The organism is Bradyrhizobium sp. Pha-3, assembly GCF_042258615.1.
Lineage (GTDB): Bacteria > Pseudomonadota > Alphaproteobacteria > Rhizobiales > Xanthobacteraceae > Bradyrhizobium.
The window spans coordinates 6,941,771-6,962,442 of record NZ_CP170152.1; the positions used below are offsets into that span (position 1 = coordinate 6,941,771).

Below are 20,672 nucleotides of genomic sequence, written 5' to 3' on the forward strand. Positions count from 1 at the left end.
TCGGTCTATTGCTCGAAGGGCTCGGAGCGAGTGACGCCCAGTTCGGCAAGGTGCTGTATTGCCGGCTCGTCAAGTCCAAGGACTTCGCTCAGGACTTCGCGCGTGTGTTGACCAAGATCGGGCGCGTCGCGGCTGATTTCCAACTGAACGCCGTCAACGCTGTACGGTCGTCCCTTCACGACCTCGCCGTTTCCGCGCCAGACGAGCGTCTGCCCCGCGAGCTGCCGCTCCCTGATCAGGGAGGCGCCGTCACGTACAACTGCAGCAGCGAGGCCCGCCGTCGAGAGCACTTGCGCTGCCTCGGCCGCTGGGCGGACGCAACACCACGATGCGACGCAATCGGCGAGACCTTCATCCCCGCCGACGATCGCGCGACAGAGCTCAGCGTCGATGCTGTCTTCTATCGTGAGCGCTATCCAGCGTCCGTCCGAAGCCAGAAAGCAATCCTGGAGGACCGCTGCCTCGTCGGCGTTGCCGCGTCGCGGTGACTCGCCTCGCTCAGCATCGACTGAAGCAGCAAGAATCTCTTCTCCGATCAGAAAGCTCGTCAGCTCCCGTTGCGAAAGATCGAGCAACGCGCCCTTGCCCGTACGCCGCGCCTCGCGAAGCGCGGTGATGATCATGCCTGTGGCAAAAAGCGAGGCCACCTGATCGGGATAGTTGACATGGGGTCCACTAATGACCGGCTTGTCTCCCTCGTACCCCGTCAGAGTTGCGATGCCACCCATCGCCTCCAGGGTTGACCCAAAAGACGAGTGGAGCCGGTATGGACCCGTCTCTCCCTGACTGGAGATCGACGCGAAGACAATCCGAGGATTCCGCGCCGCCATCGAGGCGTAGTCGAGCCCCAGGCGCTCGAGCACGCCACGACGGAAATTTTCGACGACAACGTCGGCAGTCGCAACCAGATCCTGGACGATCCGCCGGCCCTCCGGATGCTTCGCATCGACGGCCACACCACGCTTGTTGCGATTGGTAAAGCGAAATTGAGACGATCGATTCCACCACCCAGGGACTGCATTCCGATTGCTGCCCATCGAACGGAACAAGTCCATGAAGCCTGCAGACTCGACCTTGATGACCTCCGCCCCAAGATCCGCCAGCATGGCCGAGGTATTGGCACCGGCCGTCAACTGACCAAAATCGACTACACGAATGTTTGCGAGAGGCGTCACAGTACGGCCTCTTCTCGGGGTTTCGAGGTTGGCGTTCCGACGCAACGGCTCCACAGCACCGGCAATCGCGGCGCCCGCGCGTCGCTGACCGACACATCGGCTAACGGCACTATGAATCCACGGGCCACATTCTGAGGGTCGGCAATGAGCTCGGCCGAAGTGCAGACAGGCCCGAGGGGTACCCCGCGTGTTTGCGCCTCGTGATACACCTCGGCGCGGGTCCGCACGGCGAACCACGGCTCCAGGTACCGATACAGCTCGCCCATATGCTTCAGTCGTCCTTCCCGTGTGGCAAACTTCGCATGACGCAAGGCTTGGCTGTTCACGAGGTCGCGCAGGCCCTCGAACTGGGTGACGGAGAAAACCACCGCAATCCATCCATCCAGACAGCGCACGACCTGGAATTCAGACTGGTTGCCCTGACGGGTCGGGGACTTCCCCTTCTCGTCGATGCCGGCGATCGCCTTCCAGTTGACCCACATCGCGGTCTCTATCAGGGACACTCGGGCTGGGGCCGGATGTCGCCCGGCATCGCGTTCAGCCAGCAATGCCATCAGCGCTGTAAACACCGAGAGGCCGGCCGAATACGAAGCTTGATGCCCACCGAGGCGCAGCGGCTTGCGATCGGGCTCCCCTATCATGTCGAGCAAGCCGCCCGACGCCAGCGCGGTGAACTCAGACAACTTTCCAAGCGCCGGCGTGCCTGCCGGCCATCCGGCAATTTCGACCAGCGCAAGGGAACGCCTCGCGAGAACCGCCTTGAGCTCGCTGTCTTCCTCCAGCAGGACGCCATCGACCCCTGCACCCAACAGCGATTCAACCGCACTCCTCACAGCCACGGCATCACTCGGCATCGAAAGCGTCGTCTTCCCGGTATTTAGAAACTTGAACAGCGCACTGCGTTTACCGTCGGGACCGGTCGCGAGAAAAGGCGGGAAGTGCCGGACGGGATCGCCGCCGGATGGTTCAAGCTTGACGATCTTCGCGCCAAGTTCGGACATGATCTTTCCGGCAAAGGACGTAGCCACGCGAAGGCAAGCGGGCGACTTCGCGTTGCCGACCTCGAGTATGACCGTGCCGCTAAGCGGCTTGATGTCTTGCAGCACGGCGGTCGGAGCATTGTCTCTTGTCATGAGTGGTCTATGAGTCAGCCAGCGGTGGCGCGGGTCCAGAACAAGACCATCGTTTCCAACATCGGACGAAGTCGCCTTAGTCCGAGGGAGTCGATGCTTCTCAATCCAGTTCCGCGTTATGTGATCAATCGTCTCTTCGGCTTGACATTAGTGCGTGCGGATCAAATTCATACCCATTGACACCCTCGAGAGGCGAACATCACATATGTGATGTACGTGACGGCGCCGGAGACCAAATTGCCTAAGCTGCGCAAACCTGATGCTCAACCGGTCAAGTCCGCCATGCGGACGCTTGCTTTGCTGGAACACTTCCGGCGAACGAAGGCTTCCGCGTCAGTGACGGAGATATCCGACGCGCTCGGCATTCCCCAATCGAGCTCCTCAATGCTGCTGAAGAGCCTCGTCGCGCTCAACTATCTCGAATACGACGCAGAGACACGGCGCTTCCTGCCGAGCTATCGGGTTGCGCTGCTCGGCGACTGGATACAGCGCGCCCGCTTCGGCGACGAGCGCATTACCGACATCATGGATCGACTCCAGGCCGACATTGGAGAAACGGTCATGCTCGGGCAGCAGGTCGGCGCCGGGCTGCAATACCTTCATGTCGTGAACACAACCCATCGCATTCAATTTACGATCCCTATCGGCGAAGTTCGACCGATTTCCCGCACGGGGCTTGGACAGGTCCTTCTGAGCTGCAAATCGAACAGCCAGGTTCGCGCGATCGTGCGGCGAAACAATGCCGATGGGACAGATGTCCCCGCGCACTTTCGAGAGACGGCTATTCTCCAGGAAATGGAGGCGATCCGTCAGCGTGGCTTTTCCGAGACCAAGGGGCGTACCACCCCAGGTGCCAACACAATCGGGATGCTGATCCGATCCTCAGGTAAACAGAGCTTGCTGGCAATCGGCATTGGTGGCCCGACCGATCGCATGGATGCCAAGCGACAGCAGGTCATCGACGCCTTGCGGCACCGGCTCAGAATGATAGCCAGATAACCTGTTCGGTCGCGACCGTCTGGACTTCGCCAGATCGGATCTCCGTGTTCAGGCTCTCATACGTTCAAGCACATCCGGATTTACAACATTGATGGATTTCCCGCGGACGTGTGCGACGATCTGGTCGAACACGCTGGAGAACTGCATCTCGTACTCTTCGTGCGTCACGTAGCCGATATGTGGCGTCGCGAGCAGGTTGGGTGATAGCAGAAGCGGATCCGACGGATCGGTCAGAGGCTCCTGCTCGTAGACGTCCACGGCCGCGAGGCCCGGCCGGCCCGCGTGCAGCGCCACCGCGAGCGCTCCAGGCTCGATGAGCGATGCACGACTGGTATTGACCAACAGCGCCGTCGGCTTCATGCGCGCGAGGTCGGCTGCCGTGACGATATGGCGGGTGGCATCGACAAGTCGCAAATGGAGCGAGAGCACATCGCTCAGCTCGAAGAATGCTTCCTTGCTGTGGGCGACCGCAAACCCCTCCTCGCGCGCGCTCTCCCGGGAGTTCTCGCGCGCCCACACCAATACATTCATGCCAAAGGCACGACCGTAGCCTGCGACCTCGTGCGCGAGTTGGCCCCAGCCATAGAGGCCAAGTGTCTTGCCTCGCAGTGAGCTGCCGACCCCAACCTGCCATCGCCCTGCTTTGAGCGCTGCCGCCTGCTGGGGTATTTGGCGCATGGCGGCGAGAACCAGCGCCCACGTCAACTCTGCCGTAGAGTAGGAAGGTGCCCTGTCGGACGAGACCACAATTCCGAGCCGAGAGCAGGCGTCGATATCGATATGCGGCCACACGCTGCGCTGGCTGATGAGCTTTAGCTTTGGCAAGCGATCGAGCAAGGGAACACGTATCTTGGTGCGCTCGCGGATCAACACCAGGACTTCGGTCTCGGCGAGCCGCTCGGCGAGCACATCTTCATCTTGCACATGATCGTTCCAGATCGTGACTTTATGATCGGCAAGCTTGTTGAAGCAGGGCAGCGCACGTAGTGTGTCGTGATAGTCATCGAGGATCGTCACGTTCATGCAGAGATACTCCTGGCTGTCTGCGTGGGGTGAATTCTTCCTATCGAATAGTTGGCCGGTGTTTCACCCCAGAGCCCGGACATATCACATATGTGATGGTTGCCGCTGATCGGCACCTGCTCTCTTGTTCGCTCGTGTTCCTCTGCGCAATGTCAGTCATTGCCCATAAAGAGGTGTCGTGTGAGAGGAGGAACTATGTCGTCATGGTCGGGAATCGTCGTTCGCGCGCTGTTGATCGTTACTGCTGCATTTTGGACGGGGGAGTCCGTTGCGCAAAAGAAATATGATCCGGGCGCGAGCGACTCCGAGATCAAGATCGGCAATATCATGCCCTACAGCGGGCCTGTGTCTTCCTATTCCGTGATCGGCAAGACCGAAGCCGCGTACTTCAACAAGATCAACGCCGAGGGCGGAATCAACGGCCGCCAGATCAAATTCATCTCTTATGACGACAGCTATAGTCCGCCGAAGGCAATAGAGCAGGCGCGCAAGCTGATCGAGAGCGACGAGGTGCTCCTCATCTTCCAGCCGGTCGGCACACAGTCGAACTCGGCCATCCAGAAATACGTGAACGCCAAGAAAGTGCCGCAGCTCTTCGTCGGCAGTGGCGCCACCAAATTCGGCGACGCAAAGAGATTTCCATGGACCATGGGTTGGATGCCCAACTATCAGATTGAAGGGCACATCTACGCGAAATATATCCTGGACCACTTTCCAAACGCCAAGATCGCCGTGTTCTGGCAGAACGACGACTCCGGAAAGGATCAATTCAAGGGACTGCGCGATGGGCTCGGCGACAAAGCCAACATGATCGTCGCCGACAAGTCCTATGAAGTGACGGATCCGTCGATTGATTCGCAGATCGTGACGCTGCGCGATTCCGGTGCCGACACCTTCTTCTCGTTGGCAGCCCCAAAAGGATCTGCGCAGGCCATCAGGAAGGTCGGTGAGATCGGCTGGAAGCCGAGGTTCTTCCTGGCGAATGTATCGACCTCTGTGGCCAGTGTGCTGAAGCCGGCCGGCCTGGAAAATGCCAAAGGCATCATCTCGACAGCCTACCTGAAGGACCCGACCGATCCAGCCTGGAAGGACGATGCGGGCGCATATGCGTGGCGGTCTTTCATGGATAAATACTACCCTGAGGGTGACAAAGCGGACTGGAATACTCTCTACGGCTACGCGGCGGCGCAGACCATGGTCCAGGTGCTCAAGCAATGTGGCAATGACCTGACGCGGCAAAACATCATGAGGCAGGCGGCCAATCTGAAAGACTTCTCAAGCGATATGCTGCTGCCCGGCATCAGGATCAACACGAGTCCGGACGACTTCTTTCCAATCAAGCAGATGCAGCTAATGAAATTCGACGGCCAGGCTTGGCAGCGGTTCGGCGACGTCATCACCGGTGATATTGGCGAGCGCACCGGGCAATAGCGGGAAGAAGGTCAAGCACAATTCATGGTTTGACCGGGTTCTAATCAGGATAGCGCAACTGCGCGGGCGTCGCCGGGCAGTTCGCCCAAGCGCTATCGCTCGCGCGATTCGAACGAGGAGCGGACGTCGATCTGCTTTGCCAGGACGGAGACGATCCGCGACGCGTCGTTTGCGAAACGCCCAACTCGCGCCCAGCGGCAGAAAAGCTCCCGCTCCTCGCGACGCGAGCAAAGCGCTGCGACGAAAAGAAGGCCGCACACGAATGAGAGAACTGAGCACCAGCCATGCCCCAACCTGACGACGCGTCACTGTTCACGCCCTACGCGCTTGGTGGACTTCAACTCAGAAACCGGGTTGTGATGGCCTCCATGACGCGCGGCCGCGCGCGCAATGCCGAACTCGCGCCCACCGAGCTTCATGTTGAATACTATCGCCAGCGGGCGACCGCCGGCCTTGTCCTCACAGAGGGCACTTGGATCAGCCCGCGCGCGATCGGATTCGTGAACGCCCCCGGTCTCTTTACGGAACGCCAGATCGCGGGCTGGCGCGCCGTCACCTCTGCGGTGCACTCCGAGGGCGGCGCAATCTTCGCGCAGCTAGCCCATTCCGGAGCGGTCTCGCATCCCGACTTTTTCGATGGCGAGCTACCGCCCGCCCCGTCCGCGGTGAACCCTGGCCTGAGATCATTCACGCCAGGTGGTTTCAAGGACACGGTGACGCCGCGTGCCATGTCGGTTGAAGAGATCGCTTCGACCGTCGCGGACTATGGGGCAGCCGCGAAGAACGCTCGCGAGGCCGGCTTCGATGGCGTGGAGCTGCATGCCGCAACCACCTATCTCCTGCCGGAATTCCTCAACAGCGCGCTGAACATCCGCGAAGACGGCTATGGCGGCTCCGCGGCGAACCGAACTCGAATCGTCCTGGAAGTTCTCGACGCGCTCATCGCGGTCTGGGGACCAGGACGGGTTGGCATCAAGATCAGTCCGACGCTGGCCGTCGGCGGCTTTGAGCTGACCGACAAGACGATCGAGACCTACGACTACCTCATTGGCCGTCTCAATGAGCTTCCGCTCTCTCACGTTCAGATAGGCAGACCAATGAACGACCTGTCGGGCACAGCCGTCGCCGCCTTGCAGGACACGATCGGTTACTACCGTCCCCGCTTCAAGGGCACGTTGATCGCAAACTCAGGCTTCGACCGCGACTCAGCCAACACCGCGATCGGGAGCAAGCAGGCCGATCTGGTTTCCTTCGCCAAACCGTTCATCGGCAATCCCGATCTCGTGCGACGATTTCGCGAGGACCTGCCGTTGGCAACCTCATCCCCAGAGACCTACTACCAGGGCGGAGCGCAGGGATATGTCGACTACCCCACGGCTATCTGAGGCGAGGAGCGGCAACAGCAATGGAGGCAGTCTTGGAAATGAGAACACACACGGTCGAAAACGGTCAAGACGGCCGCGGCCGCCCCACCAATAACATCCGTTGAATGTCCTTCGTGGCAAGAATCCTATCGAAGTACTTGGACACCCTAGACAAAGCCGCAATAAAAATGGAGCTCTTGCGGTCTAGGCACCGTAGCGGCGCTTGGGCTGCTTGGACACTAATGAGGAATGCCGGTTGGGATGCGATAGTTCGGCCGCGGTATCGCGGTAAGTGAACGCCCTATCGAATAGCCGCAGCAATCGTATCGCGTCGCCGTGGCGCGGATCCCTCCCCGACCCGGCTGACCTACGGCGCAAGCGCACCCCCAAAATCCTCCAGCGGCAGACTTCAGATTCTGGGTTGACACGGTTGACGCCCGACCTTCGTCAAGTTGACAGGGTTGTCAGAAAATTCCGGCTGCGGCTGGCGAGTTTTCGGGGCGCGTTTGGGCCGTAGGGGTTGGGGCCTCGGGAGGACCCAAAGGGCCTCCTGGCAGATTTGCGCAATACATATAACAACATCGGCAGACAGAGCGGACCCGCTGTTTACGGCGCGACCCTTCGTGCAACTTGGTAGTACGTAATCCTGCAGGACAACCAGCCCGAACATCTGTCACTGAGGGCAATTCCGTTCACCTTGCCCCTGTCATGTAGGACAAAGCACTGGATCGCCCGGTGATCTTCGGCTATCGGATGCTATGGTTGAGTTATCGGACCCAGCAAAAAACATGAAGTTTGCCGAACGGCGCGCCCAAAGAAACACGACGTTCAAGAAGCCCAGTATTTGCGAGACGAATCACGGTACCCAGCCGCCCCAACTGAAACCGCCCAAGGCATAGACGCAGTAACTTGACCCATCGTGCCACCCCGGTCAGCTACAGATTTTTCGGCTTAAGGCCTTTGCTTTTTGCGCGGCTCATCTCGCCGGGAACTTACCAAAGGAGCTCTGGACAATTGAAATGCTCGGTTCGCCTGTTGTCCTTGCGGGATTGGATATCGGCGCTTGTAACAATCGTGCTTCTTGGCGCGACACCGGGTTGGGCTGCTGACTCCAAGCCCCTCATCGTTGCGGAGAAGAGCCGTGCTGTCGCAAAGAAGGACACCTATTTCATCCTTGTCCTCGACCTCAACCCAAGCATCGAGGAACTCAAGAAGGACGGAGCGGAAGCTCCGGCCGTCATGGCGGCGACGGCGACCGCATATGCGCGAGAATACCTGGCGAAGGCTGAATTCGCCGAGCTCCCAAAGGTCGTTGTCTATTTGATCGCCGTCGACAGCATGGACGAATACAATCGGGCGAACTTCAGCGGCATGAAGCGCTTCGGCACCATTACGTTCGAGCGTAAGAATGGCGACGTTGCCCGCACCGAAAACAAGATCTCCTTCAATCCGTAAGGGCGCTTCAAATTAACACCGCTGCTCCGGCGAAAGTTTTCTGCGACCATGAAAATGACCCAGGTAAAAAAGAATATTGTAACGACGATATTGATCGTCTTGGGTTGTGTCGTCGTTGCGAGCGGCTATGAGCTGACGCGAAAGTATATCAACACTCGCATTGATCGAATGTTGGCTCAGAAACTCCCGGCGATGGTGCCGCCCACGCCTCAGAAGACGGTTGTCGTTGAACAGCAGCCGGCTGGAAACGCGCAGCTTATCGCGAGCATCGGGGCTCTTGACGCGCGTATCAAGGCACTTGAATCGCTGTCATTAGCGACAAATTTCGGAAACAACTCCGATCGCCCCCCCCTTGTCAGCGATTACCGCGGCGTCGGCGCCCCGGTGTTTGCGTTGTTCGACCGGGTCGGTCCGTATCGCAAGAATGGTCTTTTCGAGATCTATGGAGCAAGCCTGCGCGAACGCCGCACCGGAGCAATTCGGGTCAGTGAGGCCGATCTCGAAATCACGCACGACGAAGCCTGGGTCATCTGGTCACCGGATTATAGTCCAGCCCGCGATGCGACGCATCTGGAGGTGGATTTCGCAGCGGTTCCCACCGCGGGAAAGCTCACCATTGGCTTTATTGGCAAGGACGGTCAGGCCAACGCCTATACGATCAATCTTGGACCGCCCACCCTCGCTCCAACAGGGCTTCTACCTCCGTTGCTTCCAGCCGACATCGTCGCAAAAGCGAATGCGGCGAACTCAATTGGAGAACCTCATCCGTCGGCAAACAACGTGATTGCTCCACTGCCGGCAAATCTTATGCTGCAGCTTCGCAATGGGCAGCCCGACCAGATCCAGCAGTGGTTTGTGAAAATAAATGGCGCGGCCGGGACAACGGTACGCTTCAAGCGTCTGGCGCTGATCCGGCCAATGCCTGCCGCCACCACCATTGGCGTCACGTTATCGGGGCGCGTGTCGGGAGCAGATATTCCCCCGGAAACGCCGATCGAACTGCTCGACGATTCTGGCCGGGTGACCAAACAAACGCTCGGGGCCGATGGCGGCTTTGCCTTTAAAGGCATCGATCCCGCGCAACCGGTCTCGCTACGCGTGCGGTATCCGCAGCTGGAGCACTTCGCGACTCTCGGAAGGTGGTTCGTGCCGGGTTACGGTCGGGACGATATTTCGATCGACATGAGACCACACTACTTCAATAGCGATGGACACGCTCCCGATCCAAAGACAGCGCGATTTGTGGGACCGCGCGTGCCTTCGCCAGACTCCGCTCTCTATGAACCCCATTCACGTCAATATTGGCCCGGCGGAAGCCAGGTGCAGGAATACGATTCAACGACGTTCACCAACAATCACGGCTATCAAGATCGCGACCGTTTTTTCGATAATCCTGATAAGTGCGTTCGTCTGGCGAGCACTGGCGGCAGCGATATGGTCGCGCTTCAGGTTCGGGCCTTCGAGAAATTCAATATCATCCTTGAGGAAACGCTCGGCGTTGCGCTCGGCAGATGCGTCGAGGTGATTTCAGCCGCCACCGACAATGGCGACATCGGCACAAATTATCCTCGTATTCGTGACTATACGTCTAAGTTCAATGTCGATCACACTCTGGTGTCGATGGCTTCCGGTCTGGTCTATCAGGTCAACCCGCAAATGCTGCACGATGGCCTCGGCTTCGATCCGGAAAATAGCGCCTTGCCGAACTTCTACTATGACAAGAGCGGATCCTTCACTTTCCGTGCGGCATCAGCCGTCTATCCGGTGTTTATGAGCAAGCCAACCCATCCGGAGTACGTCAAGGGCATTCCGTTCGGCTACACGTTGAGTGTGCCTTTTGACGTGATGCCCGAACCCGGCAAGGAGGCTTTTCGGTACTGGACAGAGATAGTCAAGTACATCGAGCAGCATCATCCTGGTCAGAAATTCATCTTCCACACCGGCATCGACCAGGCCCAATGCCGCAAAGGCTGTGAGACGACATTGACGCTTGCGGATGGCAGGACTGTTCCCGCCGGCGCAAAAATCTATGCGAAAGACGTGACCGAATACTGCCAGAAAAACGACTATCAGTGCGTCAATCCGACCTTCTCGGATGCCTATGGCGAGATGCCAAACCTGCTGACATTCGAATTCGACGGACACTATTCGCCGCTCGGTCATCAATGGCTGGCCCAGCAGTTGACCGCGCCGTTGGCGGATATCTTGCGTGCGCCTTCAAGATGAGAACATGGCGACCAACCCAAGCCGCCGCTCGGGTAAGCACCCGGCTCTTGTTCTGCATTGCGCTGCTTCCGATCGCGGCGCAGGCAGCAGAGCCCGATCCTGTCGTTCGTTCGCTTCCGTATCCATTTTCCCACGTCGTGAGCTTCATCAGCGATGTCGATGAGCAGCGTCCGTGGCACGGGGCAGCGATCCATCGGGTCTTTAACGAAGATCTCGGCTTGACGATATCGGACTCGCTGTGGCCGCAGGGCGGCACTCCCCTGACGTCAGCACTTTTCTTGGGACCAGGGCGGCTAAATCGACGCAATTCAGGCGCCGGCAGCGAACCCACCTTCGCGTTGTTACTCCGCCAATGGCACCGTGGTAACATCGATCATTTCCACGGTTGGAGCGAGGACGGAGTTTTACAACTACAAAATCAGATTGATCCTCCCCTTGCGCTGTCTGCCGTCCGAACCAGCCAAGAACTACCCAAGGTTCCCGTCGCTATCTCCGGTCAAGAGGCCCAAAGTGTTCGATTCTATTTTTCCGCAGAGCCGCCAGCCGATTTGACGATCGCCCTGCACGATACCCAGGGCAAAAGCATATCTTTCAATTCGGGCTCTATCGGCCGAGGAAAAAAGGTCCTGGTCAGAGTCGGCAAACTCGGATGGATCGTCGAAGCCATCGTTCCGTCCGCCGATTCCGGATCGACGCCACTGGCAATCAATCCAATGCTTATTGATCGGGTAGACTTCATCGCTCCCTCTTGCGCGGGGGGCTGTCCCGTAAGCCTCACCCGGGTGGAGCGTGATCATTTCAGCCGGCAGATCGTGCTGGACGAAATCCCATGGCTGAAGCGCTGGAATATTCGGCCCCAAATAACGACATCGCACGGCGGAAACACCCTGATTTCAGGGTTTGGAATTGAAGGCGCAGCACTCGATCTCCCACGAACGCCTGGCACCTTCCTTACCGACCCCGCAACAGTGGTTCACCGTGAAGCGATGGCCGATCGCATAGACACGTATGCGTATTACTCCGACTTGCTCCGTGAACTCTCTGTCCGAGCCGTCTGGTCTTACTTCCCTGCCCACGGAACGGACCAGTATAGCTTCGTGCTTTCCGATAGCACAGCTTCCGACCTTACGAATTTGACCACGACTTACAACGGCCTCTACGATGTTAGACGAACATCAATATCTAACTTCGACCCTTCGAGTGTCCAAGCTTTTGCGGACGGTATGCGATTGACCGCGCCGGAAATGTCAGAAGAAGATCGCCGTTCGCTGTATTGCGCACCCACTTGCGATATCTCTCAAGGCGATGCGCTGCCGGTACTGTTGAGCGACAGCCTTTATCTGATCAACAAGGGGCAGAAAGTAAGGCATTTCTGGTATACGCACTTCGGGTCAGGCGGCTCGGGTTTTAAGGCCTCGCAGGAAGAACCGCTCACACCTAAAACACTGAAGTGGATCAGGAAGCTCGCCAACCAGGTCTATAATTTTGACGGAAGCGTGAGCCTCGATCGGCGCCCGTGGTCGCCGCCTGCGAATACCTGGTTTGGCTACCAGATCATGCAGGCGGGAATTAAGCCCAACCTCAAGGTCGGCGCGGGCGGGTCTTCAGTCGAAATCACGCCTTGGAAAGATCCCGTCACGCACGTCACTGTCCCGAATTTGAAGGCAGGAACGCGCGACCTGCATGGGCTTACACTTTATGTTAGAGATCCAGAGCAGGCTTCGGTCGACGTCGGGGGCAAATCCGTCGATACCTTTACCCGCAACCCACCCGATGAGACCGGCAAGCCATCGATTACGATTGTCGGCGATAACGCCCCAACGCCGATTATCGGAAAAGTTGCGTTGCATGACCGTGGCGACGTCGAAATCCGCTCCGGCAAGTTTGTCGACGCGACGCCGGCCAACGACTTCGTCAGCCTCGAGGCGGATGCTGCGGGGCAAGCCGAGATCGTTTTCGAGCCCTGGAGCCTCGATCTCTGGAACACCAGTCATTTGCATTTTGCAATCCGGAAACGTTTATCGACGGCCGGTAGTTCAGCCGCATCTTCCGATGCCGCGTTGAAAATCGAAATGCTGATGGAAGACGGCGGCGTTGTAACGGCTCTGGAATCGGCACAGCCGCCAGCAGACCACGAAGGCTCGAGCGTCTGGGTGGTCCCCCCATTGACGGTCCCGGACCAGTGGCGAACGCACACGCTTGACGTCGCGCGTCTCGCCTGGCCAAAGCCACTGGCAAACCAGCAAGACTGGCGGCGGCCGCCATTGCCGCTCGGACGGGTTCGGGAGGTGCGGATCTCGCTGGCTAATGCGGCTCCCGGCGAAGCCATCGACATTCGTGACCTCAAGGCGCTACATCCCTCAGGTAACGGCGAGGCTCCGGACGGCGGAAAGCTCATTGCCGGCCGCGTCACGCGCGACGGAAGCGCTCCGCTGGCCCTGGTGCCGGTACAACTCACCTCCTCGTCCGGCGAAGTCGTCGACACCACCACAGACGTGGATGGATACTATTTCTTCTACCACCGAAGGCGGGAAGAGCAGCTTACGATCCGCGCGCTCGGTTCCAGCGGATTATCGTGCTTCCCGCAGCAAGGCCGTAAAATCGAGGTTGTCAAAAACGAAGCGGAACTCGACATCGCGATAAACGAGTGCAGGCATTAGACCATAGTAGCCAATTTCACTCCATTTGCCTGTTTGGTCCGGTGGGTTGAGCCGCCCGCAGGCTCAAGGACGACCGGTATACGGGGCCGCCGACAGGATAGGCCCTGTATTCAGTCTCAGTTGACCGCCAATAAAATAGGGGATATCGGCCTCATTCCAGATCCCGACCGGAAAGCACGGAATTGAGGCCGGTTTCCCGCATTCGGCTTTTCGCTAGGGTCGCCGGGGCGAGACCGCTCGCAAACGTCTTTTCAGTAGAAAAATGGCTCTAAACTCGTTCAGCTTCATCCTCATCACGTTTGCGGCGATTCTGGCCTGCCGCTTATGTGCGCCGCGGCTGATGCGCGAGCTCGTGGTCCTGCTACTGAGCCTCTATTTCCTCGCAACCTTCATCACGGAATGGGACCAGCTGGCGCTGCTGGCCGCATTTCTGGCCATCGTTTATCTGTTGGGCGTGAGCAAGGCTGCAAATGCAAGCTTCTGGTCGATTGCCACGTCGTTTCTTATTGTCGCGCTGTTTTGGTCCGCCCTGTTTCTATTGAAGGATCCCAACCTTCTCGGCGCCGTCAATCCATTTCATGCCCATCCGGTAAAGATTATCGGCATTTCCTATATCGTATTTCGGGCGATCACGTTTGTGCTCGAAGTCGCTCCCGGCGACCGGCTGAGTCCGCTGACGTTCCTCAACTACATGATCTTTTTTCCGACACTTCTGGCGGGCCCGATTGAGCGATTTCATCGGTTCAATGAAACAACCGACCGGCCCGTGCCGCTTGAGCCAGCAAGCTTCGATGCCCTGAACCGGGTGCTCAACGGTTTTATCAAAAAGTTTGTCATTGCCGACAACCTCATGGATCTCGGCATCTTTTCAATGATGCCGCACGCAAATGATCTCTCAACTCCTGTTCTCTGGATTGGCGCGATTTCCACGCTGGCACTGCTGTATCTCGATTTCGTCGGCTATTGCGATATCGTCATCGGAGTATCTGCGCTGATGGGTTTCCGGATCGTAGAGAACTTTAACGCACCATTCGCCTCACGTAATTTGCAGGAATTCTGGGGCCGCTGGCACATGTCGCTCGGCTCCGTTATCCAGGATTACGTTTTCTCGCCGCTCAGCAAAGCCGTCTTTGTCAACTTACCACGCGAGAAGCAGATGTACGCGATCGCGTCGATCTATGTCGTGACCATGGTACTCGTGGCGATGTGGCACGGGACGACCATCGGGTTCCTGATTTTCGGAATACTCCAGGGCGCCGTGTTGTTTGCAATCCAGATCCGACGTGAATTTGCCCGCGCCAGGGCAAAAGCAAGCGGCGTACGGTATGCGGCGTCGCAGACAGCACTCAGTCTGTGGACGGGGCGAATTTCGACCTACGCCTTCGTGTCGCTAACAATGATCTGGTGGCAGGGGTCGCTACCTGACGCGATCACAACCTATCAACGGCTGGTCGGGTGGCACTGATGCGATCATTGCAACCAACGATCCTGCAAGTCGCCGTTATCGTCGTGAAGATCGTCATCATCCTGTATTTCATGAACTCGAAACTGGCGATCTTTGCCTACCAGAATTTCTGATGCCGGCGGATCCAATGAAGAAAGCTTCTCCGCCAAGTCTGCAACGGCTGCTGCTCGCTGTACTGATTGCCTTTGTAGCGATTGACGCGGCGATCGGGTACGCCGCCAAGACGACTACTTTTCTGGCAGATGCCGTCGACATTCAGACACCCGCCACGCTTTACGCGAAGCTGGATTATTTCCGGGAACTAAAGGGACGTCGCATCGCATTCGTGGGCGACTCCGTGGTCTACGGTCGCCGCATGGAGGAAGCCGGCGACGCGAACTGGCGGCAGCACACCATTCCCGCGCACGTCGGACAGATCCTGCACGAGAGGTTTCCTCAACAGCCACTCTCGATCATGAACCTTGCCATGAATGGCGGCTTGCCGACCGATGTTGAACAGGTCGTGCGGCTACTCTCGCCGCTCAAACCTGATTGTATCGTCGCGGATATTAGTCTTCGCGCCTTTTCAACCGACTTTTCACAGGAAAGCAATCGATACAGTCGGCCGTGGCTCTCGACCATGGTTATCGACAGCTCCTTTAATTTGCATGACGACGATGCGCACCGGGCGTGGACGTCGCGGATCGAAACCACGCTGCAGGACTTCGCGCTCAGTCATTGGCGGCTTTACCGGATGCGCGATTTTGTTCAGTGGCGCGTTTTCGACGGAGAGCCTTCCGGCGTGATAAGGCGCTTGCGCGATCGGCTGGATCGCCGACTAGGAAGACCAGCGGCGGAAGCCGATCCGCTCGATGATATCTTGCTGACGATAAAGGCAAAGAACAGATATGGCGCGGTCACCCTTACAGATGACAACCCTCAGATCGCCGCATTGAAGCGAACGCTTGATGGCCTGGCGTCGAATGCGCAATGCGCTGTATTTTTCTATGCGACAGAAGAAAAAGGCCAGCTCGCCGAACTGATGGATGCGCAGCATTATGAGAAGTTGCAGGACGCGCTTACGGCGATTTTCCTGCCCTACCAGAATCGCGGAATTATGTTCCTGCCGCCCCTCCCCGCCATCGGCAAGGAGTACTATCTCGACTACGGTCATCTAAATGATGCGGGGAACGCAATCGTCGCCAGAAATATCGTTGAGAACGGCCTAAGCCAATCCATCCCGCAGCTGCGGAGGGAGCCCTGATGGCAAGCATGAATGTACGGGCCGACAATCGACCGCGAATCCGTATCCGAGGGTTTGGGTTTCACTTTCCGGGCGAGCCGGTGGAGATCTTGACGCTGCCTCTGACGGCTGATGAGGCCAAGCGACTTCCGCGCCTCGGGCAACAAATTACGCATATTTCTACCGAGGACTCAACGGCGCTTATGGTGCACGCGGGCCGTGATGCGCTGAGGCAATGCCAGATTGCACCGGACGATATCCGCATGGTGATCTCGGCGCCCTCACTGATTACATCTTACGGTTTGGAAATTCCGGCCGTTGCCGTCCGGGCTGCGCTTGGATCGAGCAAGGCGGAATGCCTTAATCTGGCTCAGGGCTGTGTCGGCGTTCTCCGAGGAATTGATCTGGCGGTGCGGCTGCTCGCAACAGATCCTGACCGAGGCGACATTATGGTCGTTACCAGTTGTCGCGCGTCGTCTCACACCAGAAATATGAATCACGGTGCGTTTTTTTGGGGGGACGCCGCGGCGGCGATTGTCCTGACGGCAAGCCAAGGTCCCGGCCTCGAAGTCGCCGGCTATTCTGAGTCGTCGAGTAATGAAGACTGGGGAGCGATGCGCATCGATTTCGGCGACGCGCCCGGCGGCGAACCAAGTGCTGACGACCACCTGATCAAGGTTCATTTCGAGAATGCCGAGGCACAGATCAACTATGTTCGCGGCGAACAGCTGCATTTCGCTGCGGTTACGGACGCGCTTCTTGCGCAGCAAGGTTTGACGCAGCAAGATATCGAGGCGATATTCTTGCCTTCGACCGGGAAAAACCGCGTTCCCATTCTTTTTAGCGAACATCGCGAACTGCTGACGCGTCTTCAAACAGACTTCCGATTTGCCCATTTCGGCGGCGTAGATCCGATTTTTGCGATTCGACAATACCTCGAACGTCGGCAGCCGCCCGCCGGCGCATGGTTGATGGTCGCCTCTCCTGCTTTTGCCGCACAATGGGGCGGCCTGCTGTTTCGAACACCGGCGTGATCTCGCGAAACTTGCGAAAGACGTCTCGGCTGATAACATGCCCGAATGGTTCTGGTGTTTAGCCGTGTTGCCCGGGCGACATGAAAAATGAGCTGGAGTTTCGATGACAGAGGCGGAAATCTATGAACGCATGAAGCCGGTTTTCGCCGACGTCTTCGATGATGATGGCATTGTCATTAAGCCAACGACGGTCGCGGCTGATGTCGATGGCTGGGACAGCCTGGCCCACATTCGTCTCGTCGTAGCGCTCGAGCAGGCATTTCACGTCCGCTTCACGGCCGCCGAGGTATCATCGTTCGAAAACGTCGGCCAGGTGGTCGAAAGCATCATAAAAAAGGACGGCCGATAAGTTGAAGACGGATTCACCGATCAGTCTCGTTGACATAGCCGAGCTTAGCTCCGCGACGGCCGAATTTGATTTCGTTGTCGGCGAAACGGAGCAACAGGCGTTCGCGAGCATTTCAGGTGACTTCAATCCCCTGCATCTTGATCCGGAATTTGCGCGTGGCCGCGGCCTTAAGGGGGCTGTCGTTTATGGCGCTATGATTGTCGCCCAGATTTCCAGGATTATCGGTATGCGACTGCCAGGAAGCGCCGGCATCTGGAGTTCGCTGAAGATCGACTTTCGCGAACCGCTATATGTCGGAGAGGCCGCGCACATTTTTGCTGAGGTCACGCACTATTCAGAAGCCGCACGTAGCCTGTCGCTTAAGATAAAGGTAGCGTCCGGTGAGCGCACCATCGCGACGGCCAGCGCTTTGGCAACGCTGCATCTCTCATAGTTGACTTGCATGCACCGGGCCGCTCGCTGCACGTTCCACGTCGATTAGAGCCGCCCCGAACCACCTCCGGAGGAAGTGTGAGCGGTCTTGTTGTCATTACGGGCGCTACAGGCGGGATTGGTCGATGTGTCGCACGACAACTCGGCAACCAGGGACTGGTGCCGGTCGTTGGACATCGTCGGCATAAAAGCGACGAGGCGCGCGCGATCGCGGAAGCGTGCGGGGGACTGTCAATTGCCTTTGACATGGCCGACCCGTCATCGATCGATCGTGGCATCGCGCTGCTGGCCAAGGACGGCCGCCCCGTTGTCGGCGCGGTTCTCGCAGCTTCTCCGCCCCCCGTGGTTGCTCCGTTCGGCAAGATTTCTGCTGCGGATCATTCCCTGTTCTGGACGGCAAATGTAGTCGGCCCGCAATACCTGTTGGCTGGGCTGGTCCGGCAGTTTTTCAGGCCCCGAAAGGCCGGATCCGTCGCCGCCGTGTTGACCGGGGCAATCAGGGTCCCGGAGGCCGCATCAGCTCTTCCGAAGGTAATGAGCAGCATGGGCGCCTACAGCATCTCGAAATTCGGCCTTCTCGGTGTTATGGCGCAGCTAAGTTCAGAATTTCCCTGGCTCCGCGTGTCCTCGGTTATGCCAGGATTTACCGAGACCGATATGCTGAAAGTCTTCGACGAGCGCTTTCTCGACCAACTGCGCCTGCAAGGTGCATTTGCGAAGCCCGAAGATGTCGCCGTTGAAATCGTTGACCGTCTCGCGCTGAGCGCAATCAAGTGAGCCTGCCATGAATTTCGACCTATCCTTACTGCCCTGGCTCCCGCCCGCGCCGGAGAGCTTCAGGCGATTGTGCCGTGAGATCGATGGCGCCCCGGCAAATGGGGCCAACGCGTTGCGGGCGTTGTCGCAGCACTCGCTCAATGAGAGCCAGTTGAACGTTTTGGCACGGACGTTGGGTGAGGTACGCGAAAAGCAGGGCGGGCAGATTGCCGGCTTGCAGCCATTCAAGCTGGGCCTGGTCAGCAATGCCACGACTAAACTGATCGCACCGTCGCTATGCGCAAGCGCATTGCGATATGGCGTGGACCTTCGCATCGTCGAAGCAGAGTTCAACCAGGTGATGCAGGCTGCGACGGAATCCGACTCCGAGGTCATTAAGTCGGAGCCAAATGCGATTCTGTTGGCGCTGGATCATCGGGCTTACGAAGACCTGCAGTTTGGAATAACAGGCAGCGTCGAAAATGCCGTAGCTTATTTCAACACGCTGCGCGATGCTTTCAGGCAACGGTACAAGGGAACGCTCATTTTCCAAACCGTCGCCTGCCCGCCGGAACAACTGTTCGGAAGCCTGGACGCGAAACTTGAGCTAACCCAACGCGGACGGATCCAGCGCTTCAATCAGGATATTGGTGAGACGCTTCGTCAAAGTCCCGACGTGATATTTGACGTCTCTGGCCTTGCGCAGAATCTCGGCATTCAGAATTGGTTCAATGCCGTTCAATGGCATATGGCGAAGCTTCCATTCGCGCAGCAATATGTACCGATCTACGCGGACTATTGTGCACGGATTATCGGCGCGCTCATGGGCAAGTCGCGCAAATGTCTTGTGCTCGATCTCGACAACACCCTGTGGGGAGGCGTGATCGGCGATGACGGCCTGGACGGTATCGTGCTTGGACAGGGTTCGGCCGAGGGCGAGGCGTTTCTTGCCGTTCAGCAAATGGCGCTCGACCTTCGCGATCGTGGAATTATGCTCGCGATCAGTTCCAAGAACGACGAGCGCGTCGCTCGCTCCGCCTTTGCCGAACATCCAGAAATGCTGTTGCGGGAGGAACATATTTCCGTCTTTCAGGCCAACTGGACCGACAAGGCGAGCAATCTTGAAGCGGTAGCAAAAGCACTGAATATAGGCCTCGATGCTCTGGTCTTTGTCGACGACAACCCGGTGGAACGCGGCCAGGTTCGACAAGCCCTTCCCCAGGTTGCCGTACCTGAGCTGGGCGAAGACCCAGCGCTGTATCCGCATTACGTGATGGGCGCAGGTTATTTTGAAGCCGTAGCGTTTTTGGACGAAGATCGTCAGCGCGTGGCGCAATATCAGGCCAATGCGCAACGGGCATCGTTGCTGAGCGAGGCCCGTGACCTGAATTCATATTTGAAGTCGCTGAACATGGTGATGACGATCGGCCCCTTCGACAACGCCGGTCGTAGCCGGATCACGCAGCTCATCAACAAATCCAATCAATTTAATCTCACGACGCGGCGCTATACCGAGGCCGATATCGAGCAACTGGGCGGCAATTCAGACGTACTGACCTATCAAGTACGCTTGGCCGATTCTTACGGCGACAACGGCATGATTAGCGTCGTTATTGCACGAGCGGATGGCGCTGGCTGGACGGTGGACACATGGCTGATGAGCTGCAGGGTGTTGGGGCGCGGGGTCGAACAGGCCGTCCTGAACGAACTTGTCGCGCGGGTCCAGCGATCGGGCGGCAAAGAGCTTATCGGTATCTACCGCCCGAGTGGCCGAAACGATATGGTGGCCGACCACTACCGAAAACTTGGCTTTGCCCAGGTGGAGACGAAGCCGGATGGCAGCTCCGTGTGGTCGCTTGAACTCATCAACTACCAACCCAAAGATGTGCCGATGGCTATCAAGCGTGCGGGCACCGTCGATTGATGATACTAAAGAAGAAGGTCGGCC

At 58.0% G+C, this 20,672-nt stretch carries 16 protein-coding genes; 13 read left to right on the plus strand and 3 right to left on the minus strand.

The features are described 5' to 3' along the window. Positions 1–5: 5 nt before the first annotated feature. Together ACE10Z_RS32595 and ACE10Z_RS32600 are read right to left on the minus strand one after the other, a co-directional pair. On the minus strand, positions 6–1,175 hold the full coding sequence (locus tag ACE10Z_RS32595; protein ID WP_375784444.1) for a CaiB/BaiF CoA transferase family protein: 1,170 nt from the start codon (positions 1,173–1,175) through the stop codon (positions 6–8). Further along, positions 1,172–2,308 carry a CoA transferase gene (locus ACE10Z_RS32600; protein ID WP_375784445.1) on the minus strand — a complete coding sequence of 379 codons (1,137 nt, stop codon included), beginning with the start codon at positions 2,306–2,308 and terminating at the stop codon, positions 1,172–1,174. The genes ACE10Z_RS32595 and ACE10Z_RS32600 overlap by 4 nt, the downstream gene beginning before the upstream one ends. 237 nt (positions 2,309–2,545) lie before the next feature. Here ACE10Z_RS32600 and ACE10Z_RS32605 point away from each other — a divergent pair, with 237 nt between their 5' ends. After that, complete coding sequence (locus ACE10Z_RS32605; protein WP_375784446.1) at positions 2,546–3,307, plus strand: IclR family transcriptional regulator; 762 nt, start codon at positions 2,546–2,548, stop codon at positions 3,305–3,307. A 48-nt stretch (positions 3,308–3,355) separates the two neighbouring features. Here ACE10Z_RS32605 and ACE10Z_RS32610 read toward each other — a convergent pair whose 3' ends face one another. Further along, on the minus strand, positions 3,356–4,330 hold the full coding sequence (locus tag ACE10Z_RS32610) for a D-2-hydroxyacid dehydrogenase family protein (protein ID WP_375784447.1): 975 nt from the start codon (positions 4,328–4,330) through the stop codon (positions 3,356–3,358). A 195-nt stretch (positions 4,331–4,525) separates the two neighbouring features. Here ACE10Z_RS32610 and ACE10Z_RS32615 point away from each other — a divergent pair, with 195 nt between their 5' ends. The 12 genes from ACE10Z_RS32615 (at position 4,526) to ACE10Z_RS32670 (ending at position 20,648) form a co-directional block, all read left to right on the plus strand. After that, the gene (locus ACE10Z_RS32615; protein ID WP_375784448.1) at positions 4,526–5,761 is read left to right on the plus strand and encodes an ABC transporter substrate-binding protein; all 1,236 of its coding nucleotides are present in this window, start codon (positions 4,526–4,528) and stop codon (positions 5,759–5,761) included. A gap of 284 nt (positions 5,762–6,045) precedes the next feature. Further along, positions 6,046–7,146, plus strand: a complete 1,101-nt coding sequence (locus tag ACE10Z_RS32620) for an alkene reductase (protein ID WP_375784449.1) — start codon at positions 6,046–6,048, stop codon at positions 7,144–7,146. A gap of 888 nt (positions 7,147–8,034) precedes the next feature. Beyond that, positions 8,035–8,580 (plus strand): hypothetical protein, encoded by a 546-nt coding sequence (locus ACE10Z_RS32625; RefSeq protein ID WP_375784450.1) that lies wholly within the window; start codon positions 8,035–8,037, stop codon positions 8,578–8,580. A gap of 54 nt (positions 8,581–8,634) precedes the next feature. Beyond that, positions 8,635–10,806 (plus strand): hypothetical protein, encoded by a 2,172-nt coding sequence (locus ACE10Z_RS32630; RefSeq protein ID WP_375784451.1) that lies wholly within the window; start codon positions 8,635–8,637, stop codon positions 10,804–10,806. 47 nt (positions 10,807–10,853) lie between these two features. Next, on the plus strand, positions 10,854–13,466 hold the full coding sequence (locus tag ACE10Z_RS32635) for a carboxypeptidase-like regulatory domain-containing protein (RefSeq protein WP_375784452.1): 2,613 nt from the start codon (positions 10,854–10,856) through the stop codon (positions 13,464–13,466). Positions 13,467–13,728: 262 nt separating this feature from the next. After that, complete coding sequence (locus tag ACE10Z_RS32640; protein ID WP_375784453.1) at positions 13,729–14,931, plus strand: MBOAT family O-acyltransferase; 1,203 nt, start codon at positions 13,729–13,731, stop codon at positions 14,929–14,931. A 127-nt stretch (positions 14,932–15,058) separates the two neighbouring features. Then, a complete protein-coding gene (locus tag ACE10Z_RS32645) occupies positions 15,059–16,174 on the plus strand; it encodes a hypothetical protein (RefSeq protein WP_375784454.1) in 1,116 nt (371 codons plus the stop codon). Then, positions 16,174–17,187, plus strand: a complete 1,014-nt coding sequence (locus ACE10Z_RS32650) for a hypothetical protein (protein WP_375784455.1) — start codon at positions 16,174–16,176, stop codon at positions 17,185–17,187. The genes ACE10Z_RS32645 and ACE10Z_RS32650 overlap by 1 nt, the downstream gene beginning before the upstream one ends. Positions 17,188–17,290: 103 nt before the next feature. Continuing rightward, positions 17,291–17,536: an acyl carrier protein gene (locus ACE10Z_RS32655; RefSeq protein WP_092124791.1), complete on the plus strand. Its 246-nt coding sequence runs from the start codon at positions 17,291–17,293 to the stop codon at positions 17,534–17,536. A 1-nt stretch (position 17,537) separates the two neighbouring features. After that, positions 17,538–17,969: a MaoC/PaaZ C-terminal domain-containing protein gene (locus tag ACE10Z_RS32660; protein ID WP_375784456.1), complete on the plus strand. Its 432-nt coding sequence runs from the start codon at positions 17,538–17,540 to the stop codon at positions 17,967–17,969. A 77-nt stretch (positions 17,970–18,046) separates the two neighbouring features. After that, the gene (locus tag ACE10Z_RS32665; RefSeq protein WP_375784457.1) at positions 18,047–18,745 is read left to right on the plus strand and encodes an SDR family NAD(P)-dependent oxidoreductase; all 699 of its coding nucleotides are present in this window, start codon (positions 18,047–18,049) and stop codon (positions 18,743–18,745) included. Between the two features lie 7 nt (positions 18,746–18,752). Further along, a complete protein-coding gene (locus tag ACE10Z_RS32670; RefSeq protein ID WP_375784458.1) occupies positions 18,753–20,648 on the plus strand; it encodes an HAD-IIIC family phosphatase in 1,896 nt (631 codons plus the stop codon). Positions 20,649–20,672: the final 24 nt, after the last annotated feature.